Annotated in this window: 15 protein-coding genes and 1 other annotated feature; of the genes, 9 read left to right on the top strand and 6 right to left on the bottom strand. The window is 52.1% G+C overall.

From position 1 onward, the window contains the following. Window positions 1-66: 66 nt before the first annotated feature. Together JMI88_RS07680 and JMI88_RS07675 are read right to left on the bottom strand one after the other, a co-directional pair. The gene (locus tag JMI88_RS07680; protein WP_201361224.1) at window positions 67-471 is read right to left on the bottom strand and encodes a hypothetical protein; all 405 of its coding nucleotides are present in this window, start codon (window positions 469-471) and stop codon (window positions 67-69) included. 204 nt (window positions 472-675) lie between these two features. Further along, on the bottom strand, window positions 676-1,065 hold the full coding sequence (locus JMI88_RS07675; protein WP_201361223.1) for an SCO5389 family protein: 390 nt from the start codon (window positions 1,063-1,065) through the stop codon (window positions 676-678). Window positions 1,066-1,537: 472 nt separating this feature from the next. Here JMI88_RS07675 and JMI88_RS07670 point away from each other — a divergent pair, with 472 nt between their 5' ends. The 7 genes from JMI88_RS07670 (at window position 1,538) to JMI88_RS07640 (ending at window position 9,435) form a co-directional block, all read left to right on the top strand. Continuing rightward, window positions 1,538-2,458 (top strand): metal ABC transporter solute-binding protein, Zn/Mn family, encoded by a 921-nt coding sequence (locus JMI88_RS07670; protein WP_201361222.1) that lies wholly within the window; start codon window positions 1,538-1,540, stop codon window positions 2,456-2,458. Window positions 2,459-2,489: 31 nt separating this feature from the next. Further along, window positions 2,490-3,278: a metal ABC transporter ATP-binding protein gene (locus JMI88_RS07665; protein ID WP_236022856.1), complete on the top strand. Its 789-nt coding sequence runs from the start codon at window positions 2,490-2,492 to the stop codon at window positions 3,276-3,278. A gap of 15 nt (window positions 3,279-3,293) precedes the next feature. Further along, window positions 3,294-4,199, top strand: a complete 906-nt coding sequence (locus JMI88_RS07660) for a metal ABC transporter permease (RefSeq protein ID WP_201361220.1) — start codon at window positions 3,294-3,296, stop codon at window positions 4,197-4,199. Window positions 4,200-4,280: 81 nt separating this feature from the next. Beyond that, window positions 4,281-5,177, top strand: a complete 897-nt coding sequence (locus JMI88_RS07655; protein WP_201361219.1) for a metal ABC transporter permease — start codon at window positions 4,281-4,283, stop codon at window positions 5,175-5,177. A 165-nt stretch (window positions 5,178-5,342) separates the two neighbouring features. Then, a complete protein-coding gene (locus tag JMI88_RS07650) occupies window positions 5,343-5,780 on the top strand; it encodes a Fur family transcriptional regulator (protein ID WP_201361218.1) in 438 nt (145 codons plus the stop codon). Between the two features lie 233 nt (window positions 5,781-6,013). Then, window positions 6,014-7,108, top strand: coding sequence for a glycosyltransferase family 9 protein (locus tag JMI88_RS07645; RefSeq protein WP_201361217.1), 1,095 nt, complete (start codon window positions 6,014-6,016; stop codon window positions 7,106-7,108). A 470-nt stretch (window positions 7,109-7,578) separates the two neighbouring features. Next, a complete protein-coding gene (locus JMI88_RS07640) occupies window positions 7,579-9,435 on the top strand; it encodes an MraY family glycosyltransferase (protein ID WP_201361216.1) in 1,857 nt (618 codons plus the stop codon). Between the two features lie 106 nt (window positions 9,436-9,541). Here the strand turns inward: JMI88_RS07640 and JMI88_RS07635 are convergent, their stop codons facing one another. Further along, window positions 9,542-11,236 (bottom strand): serine/threonine protein kinase, encoded by a 1,695-nt coding sequence (locus JMI88_RS07635; protein ID WP_201361215.1) that lies wholly within the window; start codon window positions 11,234-11,236, stop codon window positions 9,542-9,544. A 306-nt stretch (window positions 11,237-11,542) separates the two neighbouring features. Then, window positions 11,543-14,053, bottom strand: a complete 2,511-nt coding sequence (gene leuS, locus JMI88_RS07630) for a leucine--tRNA ligase (protein ID WP_236022855.1) — start codon at window positions 14,051-14,053, stop codon at window positions 11,543-11,545. A 93-nt stretch (window positions 14,054-14,146) separates the two neighbouring features. Continuing rightward, window positions 14,147-14,405: a binding site (T-box leader), on the bottom strand. A 424-nt stretch (window positions 14,406-14,829) separates the two neighbouring features. Between leuS and JMI88_RS07625 the strand changes: the two genes are divergently transcribed. Beyond that, a complete protein-coding gene (locus JMI88_RS07625) occupies window positions 14,830-15,864 on the top strand; it encodes an SIS domain-containing protein (protein WP_201361214.1) in 1,035 nt (344 codons plus the stop codon). Window positions 15,865-15,938: 74 nt separating this feature from the next. On the opposite strand, the gene leuD is transcribed toward JMI88_RS07625, so the two are convergent. Next, window positions 15,939-16,571 (bottom strand): 3-isopropylmalate dehydratase small subunit, encoded by a 633-nt coding sequence (gene leuD, locus JMI88_RS07620; protein WP_201361213.1) that lies wholly within the window; start codon window positions 16,569-16,571, stop codon window positions 15,939-15,941. A gap of 19 nt (window positions 16,572-16,590) precedes the next feature. Continuing rightward, the gene (gene leuC / locus JMI88_RS07615; protein WP_201361212.1) at window positions 16,591-18,036 is read right to left on the bottom strand and encodes a 3-isopropylmalate dehydratase large subunit; all 1,446 of its coding nucleotides are present in this window, start codon (window positions 18,034-18,036) and stop codon (window positions 16,591-16,593) included. A 202-nt stretch (window positions 18,037-18,238) separates the two neighbouring features. Here leuC and JMI88_RS07610 point away from each other — a divergent pair, with 202 nt between their 5' ends. Continuing rightward, complete coding sequence (locus JMI88_RS07610) at window positions 18,239-19,144, top strand: LysR family transcriptional regulator (protein WP_201361211.1); 906 nt, start codon at window positions 18,239-18,241, stop codon at window positions 19,142-19,144. The last annotated feature ends 132 nt before the right edge of the window (window positions 19,145-19,276 follow it).

Genomic DNA, 19,276 nt, shown 5'->3' with positions numbered 1-19,276 from the left:
ATGGCAGTCCATCGATCCATACACAAATAACAGCACAAAGTTGTGCATATGCTTGAAGTATCGCCCCTACTTTGTACGAACCTTCATACCTACGCATAAACCACACACGCTGCCATCCTCATCTGACACAAAAAAGAGGCCATTAGCAGCTTTAGCTTTGACCGCATTTTGCGCGCGTGAAAATGGATCTAGAATGCCAGCCCAGGCCGGTGCATCGCTGGCAGGGAACGACTCTTCAGAAGCCTCAGTCACCGTATCTGCAACTTCGGCGGCAGTATTATAGGTACCCACATGCTGTGTACCCAGATCCGGAACAGCAATAGGATTACGACTATGTCTCACACGACCAGCTACCCAATGTCCGCCCAGGAGTATTTCCAGCGCCTGACCACTCACAACATCGGGACCAATAGCCGAACCAAGCGCATAGCAGCCTGGATTGGTGCTTGCAAACAATATTCCCTCAGACATACAGATTGTCCTTTCCGCCTCAATAGCGTCACCTGCTCACAAATAGATACATACTGTTCTGGCTCTATGGCAGGCACAACAACGTTCAACAAAGCTTAAATTCTCTTTTATTACACGTATTCCTATCAAAGCGAGAAGACAAATCAGCGACCAGATAAGGAGCCGAGCAACAGTTGTTCGACTCCCGATCAAAATCAATCATCACTAACAATCGCGCAATTCGGGGCTCTGATTAAGAATCTGGCTACGCGGCGTAATAAATTCAGAGTACTCCGATCCTAATGCATCTATGGGAAAAAGAGCCACGCGGTGACAGTTCTGAAACGCGAGCTTAACGCCATAATGTTGCTCAATAGCATTGCGCATAGAGTCACTGGCCAGCATACGCAAAAGCTGTCCACGAGCTTGCTCACTGGGAGGTGGCACCTGATTATCGACAAAAGCAGCATTCCCCTGCTGTAAACGCACAGCCAGTTGGGCAACCAATTCCCAGGCGTAGGGAAGTGATTCTTTGATGCACTGAAGAAAATCGCTGGTCCGCACATTACCAGCCTCAGCCTGCTCAAGAAGTGCGGAAGGTACATTAAGCGACATATCTGATCCTTTCTTTTGAACACTCATCATGCCTGCAGACAGAAGCTTGCACGAACAATGCACAGTTATGCATTACAACCAGACTAATGCGCACCGAACGCGAATAGCAAAGGCTTCATAAAAGGGCACGACATGAATAATGTCAGTAAACGATATTAATGATACTATGTATTAATTATAATCATGGCAACAAAACAGGAATAAAGCGTGGATCAACGATGTTTTGTAGAGGTGGAAAAGAAAGTAATCAGAAAAGAAACGTTAATGAGAATATATCTCATTGACAAAAAATCCCCGACTATGTTATCCTTCATCCATATAGAGATCGAGTATCATTAATAATGATACTCGGTACTGCTAATTAGCACATACTCAGATACTTTTTAAACCAATTAGGGATGCTGCTTGATCGTGGCTAGCTCATCTAAATGAACGGCAGGCAAGCAACAACTATTTCAGGAGCAATTATTTTATGGTAATCAAATGTAGCAAGCCTGCAAGACTGATCATGGCGCTGATGATTTTATTTTTGCTGAGTGCCTGCAGCAATCCAGCTACTAACAATAAAGTGAGCCAGGCAAGCAACGGTGCGATTCCAGTGGTGGCGGCCGAAAATTTCTATGGGGACATCGTCAGTCAGATTGGTGGCAAGCATGTGAGTGTGACAAGCATATTGTCAGATCCCAATGTGGACCCACACACTTATGAGAGCAATGTCGATCAAGTAAAAGCCGTAGCCAAAGCCAGGCTGGTCGTTGCCAACGGTGGTGGATATGACAACTGGATGGATAAGCTCATCGCCAGCACACCAGATAATTCACGCAGAGTAATCAAAGGTTTTGACGTGGCCACGGTAAAATTACCCGACAACGAGCATGTCTGGTACAGTCCAGCTAATGCCAGAACCATTGCCACCGCCATAGCCGATAATCTGAAAGCGATCGATGCCGGTCACGCAAGCGATTATGATACCAATCTTCAACGCTTCAAAAGTGAAACGGGGAAGATCGATCAAAAGCTAGCAGCCATTAAAGCCAGATACGCCGGCACACCAGTCGGTTTGACCGAGACAATCTTCCTTTATCAAACGGGTCTGATGAACTTAAAGGTATTGACACCCACGGACTTCCAGAAGGCCATAGCGGAAAACAATGATCCTCCGGCCAACACCGTGATTGCCGCTGAAAATCAGATCAATAAGCGCCAGATCAAAGTACTTATCTATAACAAACAGACCCAATCGACCATCACCGCCAGGCTACAAAGTGATGCCCAGGCACAGAATATCCCAACGATGGCTGTAACAGAAACAATGCCAGACAATAAAACGTATCAAAGCTGGATGATAAGCCAGCTAGATATCCTGGAACAAAGTCTAGGTCAGCATAAATAAATAATAGATCATGAAACAGGTAAAGAATAACGTGAAAAATGCTATTGTGGAACGGGAAACGCCGATCATTTCACTGGAAAACGTACGCATCCGACTGGGAAATCGCACGATCCAGGAAAACATCAATCTGACCGTCAACGAAGGTGAATTTATCGCTATCCTGGGTCCAAACGGAGCTGGCAAGAGCACCCTGCTCAAGCTACTCCTGGGATTAATAAAACCCAGCGTAGGCACGGTTCATATTATGGGTCGGCCACCGCGCCGTGGAAATACAGATATTGGCTATGCGCCCCAACACCGTGTGCTCGAAGCGGATCTAGCGCTGCGCGCACGCGATGTCGTAGGCTTTGGACTGGATGGTCACCGCTGGGGTCCAGGCTGGCCCAGCCGCAAACGCAACGCGATCATCGAAAAGGCCCTGCAGGAGGTTGATGCCTTACATTTCGCCAACGCACCGGTAGGACAGCTATCGGGCGGTGAACAACAGCGACTCTTAATCGCGCAGGCGCTATTGACCAATCCACGTCTGCTGCTGCTCGACGAGCCACTCTCTAACCTGGACATCACGCGCGGGCAAGAAATCGTCACCCTGGTAAATAACCTCTGCCGAGCGCGCAACGTAGCAGTACTGCTGGTCGCACACGATATCAATCCACTGTTGAACGTAGTGGACAAAGTCATCTATGTCGCAAACAAGAATTGTACCATCGGGACGCCCGAAGAAGTAATTACCAGTGAAACTCTGACACGACTCTATGGATCGCCCGTAGAAGTAGTCAAAGCCCTGGGACGCGTGTTTGTAGTTGGCGCGGAGACGTAAATAGAAGGAGCCACTATGTTATATTCCATCATGGACTCACTGCAATACGAATTCGTGCGCAACGCTCTGCTCGCCGGCTCATGTATTGCGATCGTAGCAGCCATCGCAGGCTATTTTTTAATTGCGCGCGGGCTCACCTTCGCCAGTCATGCATTACCAAACATCGGCTTCGCCGGAGCCGCCGGGGCGGTCCTGCTCGGGCTCAGCCCCGTCTATGGCCTGTTTGCCTTCACCATCGGCGCAGGCATTATCATCGGCCTCCTCGGCAAAGAGGTACGCGAACGAGATATCACCATTGGTATCATCATGACCAGTGCCCTTGGGCTTGGCCTGATGTTCCTCTCGCTCTACTCAGGCTATGCGGAACGCGTCTACAATGTGCTATTTGGAACGATTCTGGGCATCAGCACAAATGACGTGCAAACAACGATCATCACATGCCTGTTAACCATCATCGCAACCATCGTTTTATATCGTCCGCTCTTATTTAGTTCCTTCGATCCCATCGTCGCGGAGGCCCGTGGCGTCCCAATTCGAGGCATAGCCATTATTTTTCTGGTTTTGGTCGCCATGGCGGTCTCAATAGCCATACAAATCGTCGGAGCACTACTGATGTTTACCATGCTGGTTGGACCAGCGGCAACCGCCATCCGCATAGCGCAGCGCCCGCTATGGGCCATAGTAATCGCCATAGTGCTTGGGCTTGCCTATATGTGGGCAGGCATCTTACTATCAGTCGCTAATGGACTCTGGCCAGCCAGTTTCTATATCGCCACCATCTCATTCGCCATCTATCTGCCCGTCCGTATTTTATCGCCACACTGGCTGGGGAAACGTGGTCGCCACGAGCGAACGCCAACCAGACAGCCAATCAAGCCACAAGAAAGCGAGCGAGCGCAGAAAATAGTAGAGCGTGTCTAAAAGAAAAGTGAGTGCATATAGGAAATGGTAGAGCGTATCCAGACTAGCTGAACGTTAAATAAGGATAGATAAATATAGACCATGCTAGAATTTTTCAGTCACGAAATTGTCCAAAACGCATTTAGCGCCGGAACCATTGTAGCGATTATCGCTGCCTGCATCGGTTACTTCGTCGTGCTCCGCTCACAGACGTTTGCCAGCGAAGCGCTATCAGATATTGGTTTCGCCGGAGCAACCGGAGCTGTCGTCTTCGGTTTCAGCTCGCTAATTGGCATGCTCATCTTCTCCATGATATCCGCGCTCGGGATGGGCGCACTGGGAGAGCGCATCCGTGGGCGCGACGTTGAGATTGGAATGGTACTTTCATTTGCCCTGGGTCTGGGCGTACTTTTTCTGACCATCTACACCCAGACAGGCAGCGCCGGCACCAACTCGGGAGTAGGCATCCTCTTTGGTTCTATCCTGAGCGTCAGGCGCTCGGACGTACTGATAGCGCTGGGATGTGGAATTCTATTATTGATTCTCCTGGCATTCCTGTATCGTCCACTACTCTTTGCATCCATTGATCCTGAAGTAGCGCTAACACGAGGTGTGCCAGTACGGACCCTCTCAATCATCTTTCTACTCATGCTCTCAATCACGATCTCCATTTCCATCCTGGTAGTTGGAGTCCTATTGATCATAGCGCTGCTGATCGCGCCCGCCGCCACCGCTCTACGCCTGACCCACCAGCCCCGCCACTCGCTGATCTTATCCATTGTCCTCAGCCTGGCATGTACCTGGAGTGGGCTCATCCTGGCCTTCACTGGCAGTTTCGGCAAATACCTGCCGGTAGGTTTCTATATCTCAGCCATAGCCGCGGCACTCTACTTTATCTCGATCATCATTAATCGTCTGGGGATTATTTATACGCCTCGACGAGTTGAAAAAATTGTCCGCTGCACAGATCGTGAAGAGCACGCGCAGCCAAACTATTAGTGCATATAAATATAAATGAAGAGTAGTTTAGATCATGGCTGTTGTGGTAAACTATATTAACCACAAAATATACCGGCGTTGCAACCAGGGGACACAGAAGTTGATGGCGAGGAGCAAGCAATCCAGCAACAAAAGAGCACATACATATCAAATGGAGAAATAGCAATGTCAAAGGAGATAACGGACAAAATCTATATGGCGTTTGACGAAATGAGTCAACGCAACACCCGTCCACGCCGACTCATTGCCGAGCGGCTAGTACAACTGGCTAACTCCGGGCACGACTTCACCACCGATGATCTCTGGCAAGAACTGCGAGCCGTAGAACCCAAAATTGGTCGCGCAACCGTCTTTCGCTCCATCGAAAAGCTGGTAGACAAAGAGCTACTCGACCGCATCGAGTTCGCCGATGGCACGCATCACTACCGTGTCTGTGGAGGGAACCATCACCATCACCTGACCTGCACCCAATGTCATCGTGTGGTCGAAGTTGATCTCTGCCTTGCCCCGGAACAGTTAAACGCCATCGGGGATCAGACCAACTTTGAAATCGAAGGGCATTCCCTCTCACTCTTTGGACGCTGCGAGGCCTGCCGCTCCTGATGTGATAAAAAGTTGTGAAAGAATAAAAATCTGATAATAGCAGAGTCCACATTTGCTATTGTCAGGCGTAACAACTAATAAAGGCTCAATTTATAGATTGGGCCGCTCAAAATAAAATCCCCACCAGGCATGCTTCAAGGTGCTTAAAACAATATGATCAGTGGCTCCAAACAAACCCCTGGTTTGTTTTTTATGCCCGCAAGCACAGGCACGCGGAAAGGAATGCAGCGAGTATGAAGTACCATGACGGGTCGTGTCAGGCTACAAGAGTGGCTGGCAAGCTAGCCGGTATCAAGAAAATAGCTGTATTACAGGCCAGTACGCCAGGAGACTTCATCTTCACCCTGCCAGCGTTAGAAGTGTTACGCCATACTTATCCCAGGGCAGAAATTGTATTGCTCGGCCAGAGCTGGCAGGCGGCATTTCTGCATGGGCGCCCCTCACCGATCGATAGAGTAGTGATCATACCGGCTTACAAAGGCGTGAATACTGCAAGTCATAGTGAAAAACAGCGGGACGAGCAAACGCAGTTCTTTAGCCGCATGCAAGCGGAGCACTTCGACCTGGCACTACAGATGCAGAACGGCGATAGAGACACCAACACCTTCCTACTCAAGCTCAAAGCCCGCGTTACAGCCGGGCACAGCACGCCCGATGGTCCCCAATTGGATCGCTGTCTCTCATACACATTGTTCCAGCACGAAATCCTGCGCTGGCAGGAAATCGTCGCCCTGGTAGGAGCGCCAAAAAATGGATCCACGCAACCCCGGCTGACCGTAACAGCAACGGACCTCAAAGAATCATTACAGGTAGTACCGGAAGATACGCGGCCCCTGGTTGCTCTGCATCCCGCAAACAACGATCCGCGCAGTCGCTGGCCCGGTCACCAATTCGCCAGCGTAGGAGAGGCACTGGTCAGAGAAGGAATGCGCATTGCCATCACAGGTAGTGAGCAAGAGACCGACATCAGCGCGCAAATCGCGAGGCAGATGAAAGCCTCCGCGCTGGATGTAGCAGGAAAGCTTACCTATGCGGGGCTCTGCGGCCTGTTCTCCCGTTGCCGCATTGTCATCGCCAACGATGCAGCAACACAGCAACTGGCCAGCTGTATTGGGACCGCCACCATCGGTCTCTACTGGTGTGTCAATATGCTCACCAGAGGCCCGCTCAATCGCCAGCGTCATCGCCCCTTTATCTCCTGGCAGCTAAGCTGTCCTACCTGTGGGCATAACCAGCTCTACGGAAACTGTGGACATCTGGACTCGTTGCTAACAGACATTAGCAGCGACCAGGTGCTCAGCAGCGCCAGAGAACTCCTCAAGGCATGAGTGACGGCGCCACAAAAGAGAGAGGCAGAGGTAGCTAGCCCTGTGAACCCCAACAACGGGGTGGGCGCATGCGCCCACCCCGTTTTTTTATGATGTGGGGCCGAAAATGTGCTCGGCACATTTTCGGCCCCACATCATAAAAATTTTGGAGCGCCGAAGGCGCGAACAATTGCTGGTGAGCAACATAAAGAGCATGGTTTCCCAACATGCCAGAACGTTTTTTTCAAAAGCACGAGGCAAAAAAAAACAGGTCGTAATTTCGGGGACTTCGTACGTACTTATAGAGTAGAAAGCAGCATGCGGTACCATGCAAGCTAGCAAGAGAAAATACGGCAACGCTAGCCGGTATGTGCGGATATTTGTCCTAGTAGCATAGAGATAAAGTTACATACATATAAAATCGGCCGTTTCAAACCGTTAGGAAAAATATTTTAAACTCATATAATCGGTCATGAGAGTTGACTAAATTAATGAATTCAATACAATTTGATCAAATCTACTGGCTATTGCTCGCCTTCGGCCTCTGTTTCCTGGGAAGCTTGCTCTTATGTGGCCTGGCCCGCAAACTCTTTCCCACATTCCGCAGCGGTGAGCACAAACCGGGCACGCATCGCACCGATATGCCAACGAGCAGTGGACGCGCAATTAAAACGGTCGAGCTACCGCTAGTTGGAGGGCCGGCCTTCACAATAGCAATTATCGGCAGCGGTATCAGTGCTGGCTATATTTTAAACTTAAATCAGAATCAATGGAACCTTCTCTTGATCGGCTTAGGTGCAACCCTCGGCTACGCCACAATTGGCTTTCTAGATGATTGGCGTAAAGTTTATAGCAATCAAGGCTTATCCGAGTCAGCTAAATTTGCCGGCGTCTTCCTGGTCTCAGTAATCGCCGCCGTTTGCTACTTCTTTTTCTTCTCCGCGGGGCAAGAATCTTACAGTCTCTGGAAAGACCTGCCGATCCTTGGGCGCTTGATATGTAACAGCCCAGTAGCAGTAGACCAGCCCTGCCGGGTCATATTTCCGCAGCTTGCGTACTTTGGCTGGTTTATCTTCCTGGTCCTGCTGGTAGGCTTTACCGGCACGGCAACCGCCGTATCGGTTGATTTTAGCGACGGCTTTGATGGGCTATCTGGCGGCCTGGTCGTCAGCGCAGCCATCGCCCTGGCACTGGCAATTACCAGTCGTCTGCAAGATATTGGAACGCATCCCGAGGGCATAGTGCTAGAGTTGCTGGCCTTGATCTGCGTAGGAGCAGCACTGGGATTCTTACCCTGGTGCTGGCCCTCGTCCTGGGCGGCCAGGCGCAGTGGAGTCGTCAAGCGGCGCGCACGCATCATTATGGGAGATAGTGGGGCCCTGGCACTGGGTGGTCTGCTGGCCATGATCGCCCTCTTCTCGCGTAACGAAATTCTGCTGCTAACCACCATCGGAGGCGTTTTCGTCCTGGAAGCTCTCTCGGTCATCGTCTCGACCCGCGTCCTTACGCCATTCTATCGTCGTCGCTTAAAGATTCTACGCTTCGAGCATAAAAAGGAATTCGTGCCGCACACAGAGTTTCCGCTGCCTTTCCTGGCCACGCCCCTGCACCATCACTTCGACCTGTTAGGATGGGATAGGAAGCGGATCGTCTATTGTGCCTGGACGCTGGGAGCGATCTTCGCCGGACTGAGTGTGCTCATTTCGGTGGACACTATTAGCTGGCAGCGCTACCTGGCTCGTTTCCTGGCCTTTGTCCTGATGGCAGCCATCTGGTCCAGCGGTACCTGGTCCAAATGCTACTTTGTAGGCAAACAATCGATAGCGGGTCGCGGCCGCCACCGCCGTCTGGCCCTGTATTATGGTTATCCCTTGAGCATCATGGGGATCAACCTCTATCATCACGTTGAAAGCATCGAGGCCAGCGAAGATGTGATCGAAACGCCAGCAGAAGAACTGGCCCTCTGGCAACGCATGACGATCTTTGATGCGCGAGCCATGCTCGGGCTTTACTGCTATCGTGCGGGCTACTATCCAGCCGCCATGGCTCAATGGAGCCGCATCCCTGAACGCAACCGGCACTTGCGGCCAGAAATCGGCATACTCTTAAACGAGGTTGATAATCGCCTGGCACTGGAAAAACAGGAGACCCAACCGATGCGCCGCGACCAACTGCGAGCAAAAATTGAAGAGACCAGGCATCCAATTCTCACCGGCAACTTACCACCTGCCGATATGCCCAACCCATATGAGCCTATCAGCGAAGAAGAGATGAGTACTGGAAATACCGGAGGCCCCTGGAAAGCGCTGGTGCTCGACAATAAAACGGAGCACGATCAATCCAGATAAGAAGAAAAAGCAATAAGAAAAATGAAAATCGTAGATGCGCCCCTTGCGGGCGCTTCCTTGCTCCTCGCTCGAAAACGTACCAAATTGTATTAAATTGTTATCCACATCAGCGACATTGCCAGGTAATGGTTACCTGGATAGTATTTTGTGGGCCCTGGATAGTAAAATGCGCGCTCTTATTGCTCTGGTTCCCAAAGCCGCAACGCAAAGCCACAGTAGCATTCACTAGCTGGGAATCCTGCGCCCCAATAGTACCCTGATTATTGTCCCCATCCTCAGAATTAATCGAGCCAAGATACGTCGGAAGATTAGAGGTAGCGACCCAATGCACATTGTTATTGCTCCGATTGATCAGGGTAATCGGGCAAGTCGCCAGGTCAAATCCCATGATCGAGCAACCATCTAGATTTTGAAAAGAGGTCCTATCTGCCTGCAACAACTGAGAAATGGCCACCGCTGTCGCTGTCGCTGCAACATGCTGTCGCGTAACCGCCGTCGCAGTGGCATTGAGGTGCGACTGGGCCACCGCGGTACTGGTGGCATCGCGCTGCGCCACCGCCGTCTGGGTAGCGCTGATATTATGAAGTGATCTGGCCACCGCCGTCTGCGTCGCCGCATGGTCCGTCGAGGCAAAGATATTCAGGCCACCCATTGGATGACTAAAAGTAAAGGCATACGCCCAGCCAGCACCGCCCACCAGCAGGACCAGCGCAACCAGAAAAATCAAGGTCATCTTACGCGTAGAAAAATCCTGTGCGGGCTGGAAACGCCGATAAGGCAAAGGAGTTACAGCATCCTGCTGCTGAGCAACGCGCCCACCGGTAATGGCGACTGTAGGAGTGCTATGGTCCATAAGTGCGAGGCGTACCGGCGCAACATTATCTTCATCGGACCACCTGTCAGGTGTCAGCCAGGGTAGCTTACCAGAGGCACTGGCCTGCAGAGATTTTTGAAAGGCCCGGGCAAAATCAGAAACAGAGGGGAAGCGATCCTCCGGCTGCTTGGCCAGCGCACGCAATAAAACGGCATCGACACCAGGAGGAAGCGCGGGATTCAAACGCGAGGGAGGATCAGGCGGCACATGCATATGCTTATACATAATCTGACCAGGTGCGCCTTCAAAGGGCGGCTGGCCGACCAACAGTTCATAGGCCATAATCGCCAGCGCATATTGATCCGTGGCAAAAACAGGATGTCCATCCCATTGTTCAGGAGCCATATATGTTAATGTGCCACGAATAGTCTGGCTGGTATGCGAAGTAACCAGCAGCGATCGAGCCACACCAAAGTCCGCCAGCAGCAGATCGGGCTGCGATGGCTGCTCTGGCCGGATACGCAATAGAAAATTGTCTGGTTTCACATCCTGATGCACAATACCCTGGCTATGTGCATGCTGCAGAGCGCCCGCGGCCTGAGAAATAAAGCGCGCCACCTCCGACGGAGGTAATAAATCATGATCGTCACGCTCCCTCACCCATTGATAGAGCGAACCCTCAGGTCGATACGGCATCACCATATAGGTCAGGGTAGCACCATTTACCTCTTGCTCCCCATAATCGAAGAGTGGCAGGATAGCTGGATGATCTAACCCGGCAATAGCATGCATCTCGCGCTCAAAGAGCTGGGTTGACTTCTGGGCGTTTTCCGACGCACGATACATAGGCGTATCGTTCCGTACCACCTTTACCGCCACACGCCTCTTGATACGCGTGTCATCCGCCAGATAGACCTCACCCATACCGCCGCTTCCCAACTGCTGCTGCAAACGATAGCGACCAAGGTATATTCCTTCTAAGGACATACCACTCTCCTTGGAATCATTAGAAGATCAACACACAGATTCATCAGCGCTCATCTTCCTTAATGAAAACACTATCATCAATATAACACACAATGATATGAAATTCATAAAAATAAGCAAATAGGTACTTTATAATAAAACGTGGATGCCAGCAGAATTAACAGTAGCAAAGTTTAGCGCCCCCGCTCGGGCGTTCGCATGCGCGGCCGCGCTGGTTTCATCGTGTAGTGTGGACATCGTGCTCGGCACAATGTCCACACTACACGATGAAAAGATTTTTGAGTGCCAGGGACGTGAATAGGCTGGTTAGCGGGTAACGACGTTGATCAGGCGACCGGCTACGTAGATGATATTCTGGATGGAACGATTGGCTATGAAATTTTGGATTCTGGTGGTGCTGATTGCCTGTTGCTTGATGGCTGCTTCAGGGGTATCAGCGGGCACCTCGATGCGATCGCGGACGCGCCCATCGACCTGGATGGGCAGCCACAACGTCTCTTGCTGAATGGCCTCGGGATCGTAGGTGGGCCAGGAGGCTATATGTATGGAGCTGGCATGGCCGGTCTGCTCCCATAATTCTTCGGTGATAAAGGGGGCAATAGGAGCCAGCAGCACTAACAGCGTCTCTATTTCCTGGTCCGTGGTGTGGGCTTTACGCACCAGGGCGTTGAGGTATTCCATCAAAGTGGCAATGGCGGTGTTGTACTTGAAAGCCTGCATATCTTCGGTGACGCGCTTGATCGTTACATGCAACATGCGCCGTGCATCGCGCGTCAGTGACTGCCGCGCGGCAGTTGACTGGGAGTGTTGCAGCACTAACTGCCAGGTACGATCCAGAAAGCGAACCACGCCGCCGATACCGCGATCACTAAAATCGCCATCAGCTTCGTAGGGTCCCATAAACATCAGATACATGCGGAAGGCGTCTGCACCCAGATGTTTAACGTAGTGATCGGGGTTAATCATGTTACCGCGAGATTTGGAAATCTTGGCACCATCGCGGGTAATCATACCGTTAGCACGAAAACGCCGGAATGGTTCGCTAAATTCTAGCAGTCCCAGATCGTGCAGGGCCATGGCAATGAAGCGCACATACATCAGATGCAGCACGCTATGATCGGCGCCCCCGATGCACATATCCACTGGCAACCAGCGCCGCGTCATCTCAGGATCCCAGGCATGGTTTTGATCAGCAGAGGAGGGATAGCGTAGGTAATACCAGGCGGAATCCAGGAAGTTATCGCTGACATCGGTCTCGCGCCGGGCAGGCTGGCCACAAACGGGACAGGTTGTATTAACGAAACTTTCGATGGCCGCCAGGGGAGAAACGCCGGTGCCGGTCGGCATCCACTGCTCCACGTCTGGCAACAGTACTGGTAATTGATCCTCAGGCACAGGCACCGCACCATGCTCGGGACAATAAATGATAGGAATGGGAGGTCCCCAGTAACGTTGACGGCTAATCAGCCAGTCGCGCAAACGATATTTAACGCTGCGCTTTCCCAGCTGCCGTCCCTCAAACCACTCACAGATGGCCGCACGAGCTTGCGCCGAGGACATGCCTGTATATACGCCCGAGTTCACCAGCACGCCCGGCTGGGTGAATGCTTCTGTCATGGTGCCAGCATCGATTACCTGCTCGGCAGAGGATTGTACCACCACACGCACCGGCAACTGCTCCTGGCGGGCAAAGGCCAGATCGCGCTCATCGTGTGCCGGCACGCCCATGATCGCGCCGGCCCCATAGCCCTCCAAAACAAAATCGGCGATCCAGATCGGAATATGCTCACCCGAGAAAGGATGGATAGCATAAGCGCCCGTAAAGGCGCCCGTCATCGTCTGCTCCTGCCGGGTGCGCAAACTATTCACTGTCTCCTGATAAGCTCTAACACTGTCCTGGTAAGCGGGCGCGGTAATTTCAGCCACCAACGCATGATGAGGGGCCAGCGCCACAAAGGTCATACCAAAGATAGTATCCGGGCGGGTCGTATACACCTCTACAAATGTACCTGCTTTTCCGGCAATCTCCATCTGGAATTCCAGACCTTCAGAGCGACCAATCCAGTTGCGCTGAATGGACTTAACACGCTCGGTCCAATCCAGATTATCCAGATTATCCAACAAGCGTGGGGCATAACTGGCCAGTTTTAAAAACCACTGCTCCAGCCAGCGCCGCTCAACGACGGAATCACAGCGCTCACAGCGGCCATTAATAACCTGCTCGTCAGCCAGCACAGTTTTATCTTTAGGGCACCAATTAACGGGAGCAGCCTTACGTTCGGCCAGTCCACCTTTAAACAACTGCACAAAGATCCACTGCGTCCAACGATAATAAGCCGGATCGGTTGTATTCACCTCATGCAACCAGTCAAAGCGATTACCCATGCGCTTCAACTGCTGCTCGCGAAAATGCTCAACATTATGAGCCGTCAGAATACGAGGATGAATGCCACGCTTAATAGCGAAATTCTCGCTATGGATGCCAAAGGCATCAAAGCCCATTGGCTCAAAGACGTCGTGGCCCTGCATCGCCATCAAGCGACCATGCACATCCGAGCCAACATAGGAATAAAAATTGCCAACGTGCAGCCCCTCAGCGGACGGGTAAGGAAACATCATCAGGTTGTAATAAGGGCGCTGCGCTTGCTGCAGATCTACCTGATAGAGTTTCTGTTCCTCCCAGCGGGCACGCCATTTGGCCTCAAAACGAGCAAAGTCATACTTAGGGGCGCGGATACGCTTTACAGCCTGCTCCAAAGCCGCATCAGAAGATAATGCTGCGCCAGTAACAGCGGCGGGAAATCTCGCTTCAGACACAAGATCCTCCTTATGATTCACATATATGGAACATTTTGCGGAGGACAGGGTTCAGCGATGCAAAACAGGCATCAAAAAAGCGCCCTCCGCCCTGGCAAGGGCGAAAAGTGCGCACAGACCCACTTTCGCGGTACCACCTTGTTCACCATCGCCTCGCAGCGACGGCCTTTTGAGTGCCAATACACCCGAACCCTGTAACGGGAGTACCCGGAGCCAGCTACTTCCATCCAGCAAGATGTTTCACCGGCACGGCTCACAAGGGAGTTTCAGGTTGCTCTGAATGCCGGCTCACACCACCCGCCGGCTCTCTGCAATCCCGGTCAACCCTACTTTCCTTGTTCAAGGCCATGCTTATATTTCTTCTATTCATGCATAAATTACCTGATATAACGTTCTTTGTCAAGAGGGACATAATAAGCCACAAGGCTCGAACCCACGAGGGGCATTTTCGTGTGTGGAGGAGAAATCGGCCGCAAGGGCCGAACCTACGGAATCGCATTTATTGTTGCTTTTTACATGATGAAACGGCGCTCTGGATAAATATGAGGCAAGAAGGTGCTCAAGTCATCTAGACCACTATACCAGAAAATATGGTATAGTAAGAAAAGCAGCATGAATCGCAAAGGAAAGACAGATGCAGGGTAAACACAATCCGTCAAAAATATGCGTCGACAATCGAACCACCCCAAGCCATAGGTTCGGACCTTGCGTCCGATTTACCCGTTGATACACGTAAATGTTCATCGTTGGTTTTCGATCATAAAAGGGGATAATATATGTCATCATTGTTAGAGCAGGAGATCCATAGTCAGCCTGAAGTTATCGCGCGGTTATTGGATAAGGAGACGCGGCACATTCAGCAGATCGTAGCGCAGTTGCCCGGCTTCGATTATATTTTGATTGCGGCCCGTGGTTCATCAGATCACGCGGCTACCTACGCCAAATATGCCTGGGCGACGATGGCTCGCTATCCTATCGCGCTGGCCGCGCCTTCCTTGCAAACGTTGTATGATGCTCCTCCGCGAATGAATAACGCGCTGGTGGTGGGCATCTCGCAGTCCGGTCAATCGCCAGACATCGTGGCGGTCCTGGAAGAAGGCAAGCGGCAGGGGCGTCCGACCATCGCGATCACCAATGATAGCAATTCGGCACTGGCCAAAGCTGCCGACCATGTCGTAGAGTTGCACGCGGGACAGGAGCGGAGCGTCGCCGCCACAAAAACATATACAGCCCAGCTGGCAGTGATGATGCTCTTCGCAGCCAGCTGGAGCGGCGACCAGCAGCGCCTGGCCGAGCTACAGCAGGTGCCCGACGCGATCGCCAGCATACTGCAAAACGCAGCAGAGATCGCGCAGCGAACGGAGCGCTATCGCTACATGAACCAGTGCGTCGTAGTTGGACGTGGCTACAACTACGCGACCTCATTCGAACTGGCACTCAAATTAAAGGAGCTGACCTATGTCATGGCCACCGCCTACTCATCGGCAGACTTCCGGCATGGTCCCATCGCCACCATCGAGGAGGGACTCCCAACCATCCTGGCCATGCCAGGCGGGGCCGCCTTCGCCGACATGATCGAACTGGCCAAGGATCTCCAGCAGCGCCAGGCTGAACTACTGATTATCTCGGACACTGAGGAAGCCCTCAAACTGGCCCAGACACCTTTCGCCATCCCAACTGGCATACCCGAATGGCTAAGTCCAATTACCGCCATTATTCCCGGGCAGCTCTTTGGATTACATCTAACCCTGACGAAGCGCTTACAGCCAGACACGCCTCGTGGTCTGAACAAAATTACCCTCACCCGCTAACCAGACACAATAAAATGCGACCCTTTGACGTGTTGCAAAGGGTCGCATTTTATCAGGGATACACAGTATAGCAGTTAGTGAGCAATCAGCGAATCGGAAAAATACCAGGGTACCTCTTGCCGACGTCGCTGCTCATAGCTGGCAATATCATTGCTCATCTGCAAGGTCCAGCCGACCATGTCCAGCCCCTTCAACAGGCGCTCTTTCCTGAAGGCGTCAATCTCGAAGTGGATCACCTCCTGGTTGGGACGTGTCACAGTCTGCGCGGCCAGGTCAATGGACAGCGTATAGCCGGGATTGGACTCGACCTCCGCCATCAATGCATTGGCCACAGCTTCAGGAACCGTGATCGGCAGGATACTATTACTGAAACAGTTATTATAGAAGATATCGGCGAAACTAGGAGCGATAATGGTGCGGAAGCCATACTCGGCCAGAGCCCAGGGAGCATGCTCACGCGATGAGCCACAGCCAAAGTTGTCGCCGGCCACCAGGATACTGGCGCCCTGATAGCGCGGCGCATTCAAAACAAAATCAGGATTAGGAGTCTGCTGCTCATCTACATAGCGCCAGTTAGCAAACAGAGCCTCGCCGAGACCAGTACGCTTCACCGTCTTCAGGAAGCGCGCAGGCAAAATCTCATCAGTATTGACATTAACGCGATTCAAGGGCAGAACCAGCCCGGTATGCGTGGTAAATGGTTGCATATGTCTTTTTAGCTCCTCTTCACTCCCAGGCGCGGATATCAACAAAATGACCAGCTACAGCAGCGGCAGCAGCCATGGCTGGACTGACCAGGTGGGTACGGCCACCACGTCCCTGGCGTCCCTCAAAGTTACGATTACTAGTTGAAGCGCAACGCTCACCCTCGCTCAAGCGATCCCCGTTCATAGCGATACACATGCTACAGCCTGCCTCGCGCCACTCAAAGCCAGCCTCACGGAAAATATCGGCCAGCCCTTCTTCCTCAGCGATACGGCGTACATTTGTTGAGCCAGGAACCACCAGCGCACGCACATTGGGGGCCACATGCTTACCCTTGACATACTGAGCAGCCATGCGCAGATCATCCAAACGCGAATTGGTACAGGAGCCAATAAACACCGTATCCACCTGAATATCAGTCACCTTTTGACCGGCGTTCAGACCCATATACTGCAAAGCTCGCTCATAGCTCTCACGCACCTGAGGATCAGTCTGTGCCGCAGGATCAGGCACGCTGCCAGTGACATCAAGAACCATACCGGGATTAATGCCCCACGTCACCTGGGGTCCCAGACCATCCACATTAACCTCATGGACCGCGTCATACTGCGCGCCGGGATCGCTCGCCAACTGGCGCCAGGCAGCAACGGCCTGCTCGAACAGCTCGCCCTGCGGGGCATAGGGGCGGCCTTTAATATATTCAAAGGTCGTATCATCGGGGGCCACCATACCCATGCGCGCGCCCGCCTCAATGGCCATATTACAGAGCGTCATGCGACCTTCCATCGACAAAGCGCGAATGGCCGAGCCGCTAAACTCGATCACATAACCGGTCCCCACGCCCGTTCCCAGCTTACCGATAATCGCCAGCGCCAGATCCTTCGCCGTCACGCCGTCCGAAAGCTCGCCCTCAACGCGAATATTCATCGTCTTCGGCTTTTCCTGCCAGAGACACTGCGTGGCCAGCACATGTTCAACCTCACTGGTACCGATGCCAAATGCCAGAGCGCCAAAGGCCCCATGGGTCGAAGTATGGGAATCGCCACACACAATCGTCATGCCTGGCAGCGTAATACCCAGCTCAGGGCCAATAATATGCACAATACCCTGGCGTGTATCCTGCATATCAAATAACGTCAGACCAAAGTCACGCGTATTCTGTTCCAGAGTAGTAATAGTGGTAGAAATCGCCGTATCAACAATATCCAACTTACGGCGACCCTGACTGGTCGGAATATTATGGTCCAGCACCGCCACCGTAGCATCCGGACGTCGCACCGGCAATCCAGCGGCACGCAGGCCAGCAAAAGCCTGGGGAGAGGTCACCTCATGCACAAGGTGACGATCGATATAGATAAGGGTGGCCTCACCAGGTTGATCCTTAACCACATGGGCTTTCCAGATTTTGTCAAACAGAGTTTGTGGATGCCGTTTATTACCATCCACTGCTTGCTTGTCAGCTACCATATGCACCTCTTCTCCTGAGTACCAATGTCCCCTGGCAACAACAGGGACCACAGCAAGCGCACAGAATTATGCGCTGTAATTCACCAAATGCTTTTTATAGCCTGGCATTATTACATGAAGTATAATAACATAAAATTGATATGTCTAATACTTATTATAGCTAAGGTTGATGCCTGTAAGTTATCAGTATGAAAGGTAAAAGATGGAACTACGTCAGCTCACCTATTTTCTAACAGCTGCGCAAACCCAGAATTTTCGCAAAGCAGCCGACATTTGCCTGGTAGCGCAGCCGGCTTTGAGTCGTCAGATCGCCGCGCTGGAAGCCGAACTGGGGATAGAACTCTTCCGCCGGGTGAAACAACGCGTGGTTCTCACACCAGCTGGACAAGAATTCGCCACGTATGTACGCGATGCCCTGGATCATTTGCAGCAGGGGCAGCAAGCCATGGCACGCCTGCAGGACGGGGAGCATGGCACCATTCACATTGGCAGCATAGAGCCCCTCACCACCGTCTTCCTGCCCACAATCTTCCCCATCTTCCACCAGCGCTATCCCAACATCCAGCTCAAAGTACGCGTCAGCCGCACCGATGAACTGCTCAAGCTCATCGAACACGGCGAGCTAGACCTCGGGCTCATCTTTAATCCCAACGTACATCCCGAAGTAGTAGTCGTCAAAGAACTCTTTCGCCAGCCGCTGCAAATCATGGTCGCGGCGGATCATCCCCTGGCGCAACACAAAACGAGCCCCGTCACGCTAGCCCAGATCCTACAAGAACCACTATTTTTACTGGGAGAGACCTCGCGCTTACGGCGCGCCGTTGAACGCGCCTTCGCGGCCCAGCACATAAATATTCAACCAGTCGTAGAAATCGAATCCCTGGCAGGCCTGAAAGAGCTGGTCAGGCAAGGAAGAGGCATCACCTTTATGCTGCCTGCGCTGCTCTATCCATCGGAGATCGATCGCGAGGTCGTCCTGTTACCCATTGAGGATATCACCGAAGAATTTGTTTTCGCCCTGGTCTATCCTCGCTTCCGCCACATAGCGCAACCGGCCCGCCACTTCATCAATACCATTATGGACACGCTGGCAGCCAACCAGGCGTAATGCCTATCTTGCCGCTTTCCTGAGCGGGAAGGGAGGAAGCGCCCGCAAGGGGCGCATCTACGGGCTCCTTGTTTTTTCGCACATGATAACAACAATCGAGAAGCACACGATAAAAGCTTTCGGCGTGCTTCT

The sequence above is a fragment of the Dictyobacter formicarum genome, from assembly GCF_016587435.1.
The sequence above is the reverse complement of the archived record's forward strand: the minus strand, read 5'-3'. Positions and strand labels throughout refer to the sequence as shown.

Excerpts from the sequence above, each read along its gene's own strand:
- JMI88_RS07680 (WP_201361224.1), bottom strand. The coding sequence starts at position 471 with ATGTCTGAGGGAATATTGTTTGCAAGCACCAATCCAGGCTGCTATGCG.
- JMI88_RS07645 (WP_201361217.1), top strand. The coding sequence starts at position 6,014 with ATGAAGTACCATGACGGGTCGTGTCAGGCTACAAGAGTGGCTGGCAAG.
- JMI88_RS07655 (WP_201361219.1), top strand. The coding sequence starts at position 4,281 with ATGCTAGAATTTTTCAGTCACGAAATTGTCCAAAACGCATTTAGCGCC.
- JMI88_RS07625 (WP_201361214.1), top strand. The coding sequence starts at position 14,830 with ATGTCATCATTGTTAGAGCAGGAGATCCATAGTCAGCCTGAAGTTATC.
- JMI88_RS07650 (WP_201361218.1), top strand. The coding sequence starts at position 5,343 with ATGTCAAAGGAGATAACGGACAAAATCTATATGGCGTTTGACGAAATG.
- JMI88_RS07675 (WP_201361223.1), bottom strand. The coding sequence starts at position 1,065 with ATGTCGCTTAATGTACCTTCCGCACTTCTTGAGCAGGCTGAGGCTGGT.
- JMI88_RS07610 (WP_201361211.1), top strand. The coding sequence starts at position 18,239 with ATGGAACTACGTCAGCTCACCTATTTTCTAACAGCTGCGCAAACCCAG.
- JMI88_RS07660 (WP_201361220.1), top strand. The coding sequence starts at position 3,294 with ATGTTATATTCCATCATGGACTCACTGCAATACGAATTCGTGCGCAAC.
- leuC (WP_201361212.1), bottom strand. The coding sequence starts at position 18,036 with ATGGTAGCTGACAAGCAAGCAGTGGATGGTAATAAACGGCATCCACAA.
- leuD (WP_201361213.1), bottom strand. The coding sequence starts at position 16,571 with ATGCAACCATTTACCACGCATACCGGGCTGGTTCTGCCCTTGAATCGC.
- JMI88_RS07640 (WP_201361216.1), top strand. The coding sequence starts at position 7,579 with ATGAATTCAATACAATTTGATCAAATCTACTGGCTATTGCTCGCCTTC.
- JMI88_RS07670 (WP_201361222.1), top strand. The coding sequence starts at position 1,538 with ATGGTAATCAAATGTAGCAAGCCTGCAAGACTGATCATGGCGCTGATG.
- JMI88_RS07635 (WP_201361215.1), bottom strand. The coding sequence starts at position 11,236 with ATGTCCTTAGAAGGAATATACCTTGGTCGCTATCGTTTGCAGCAGCAG.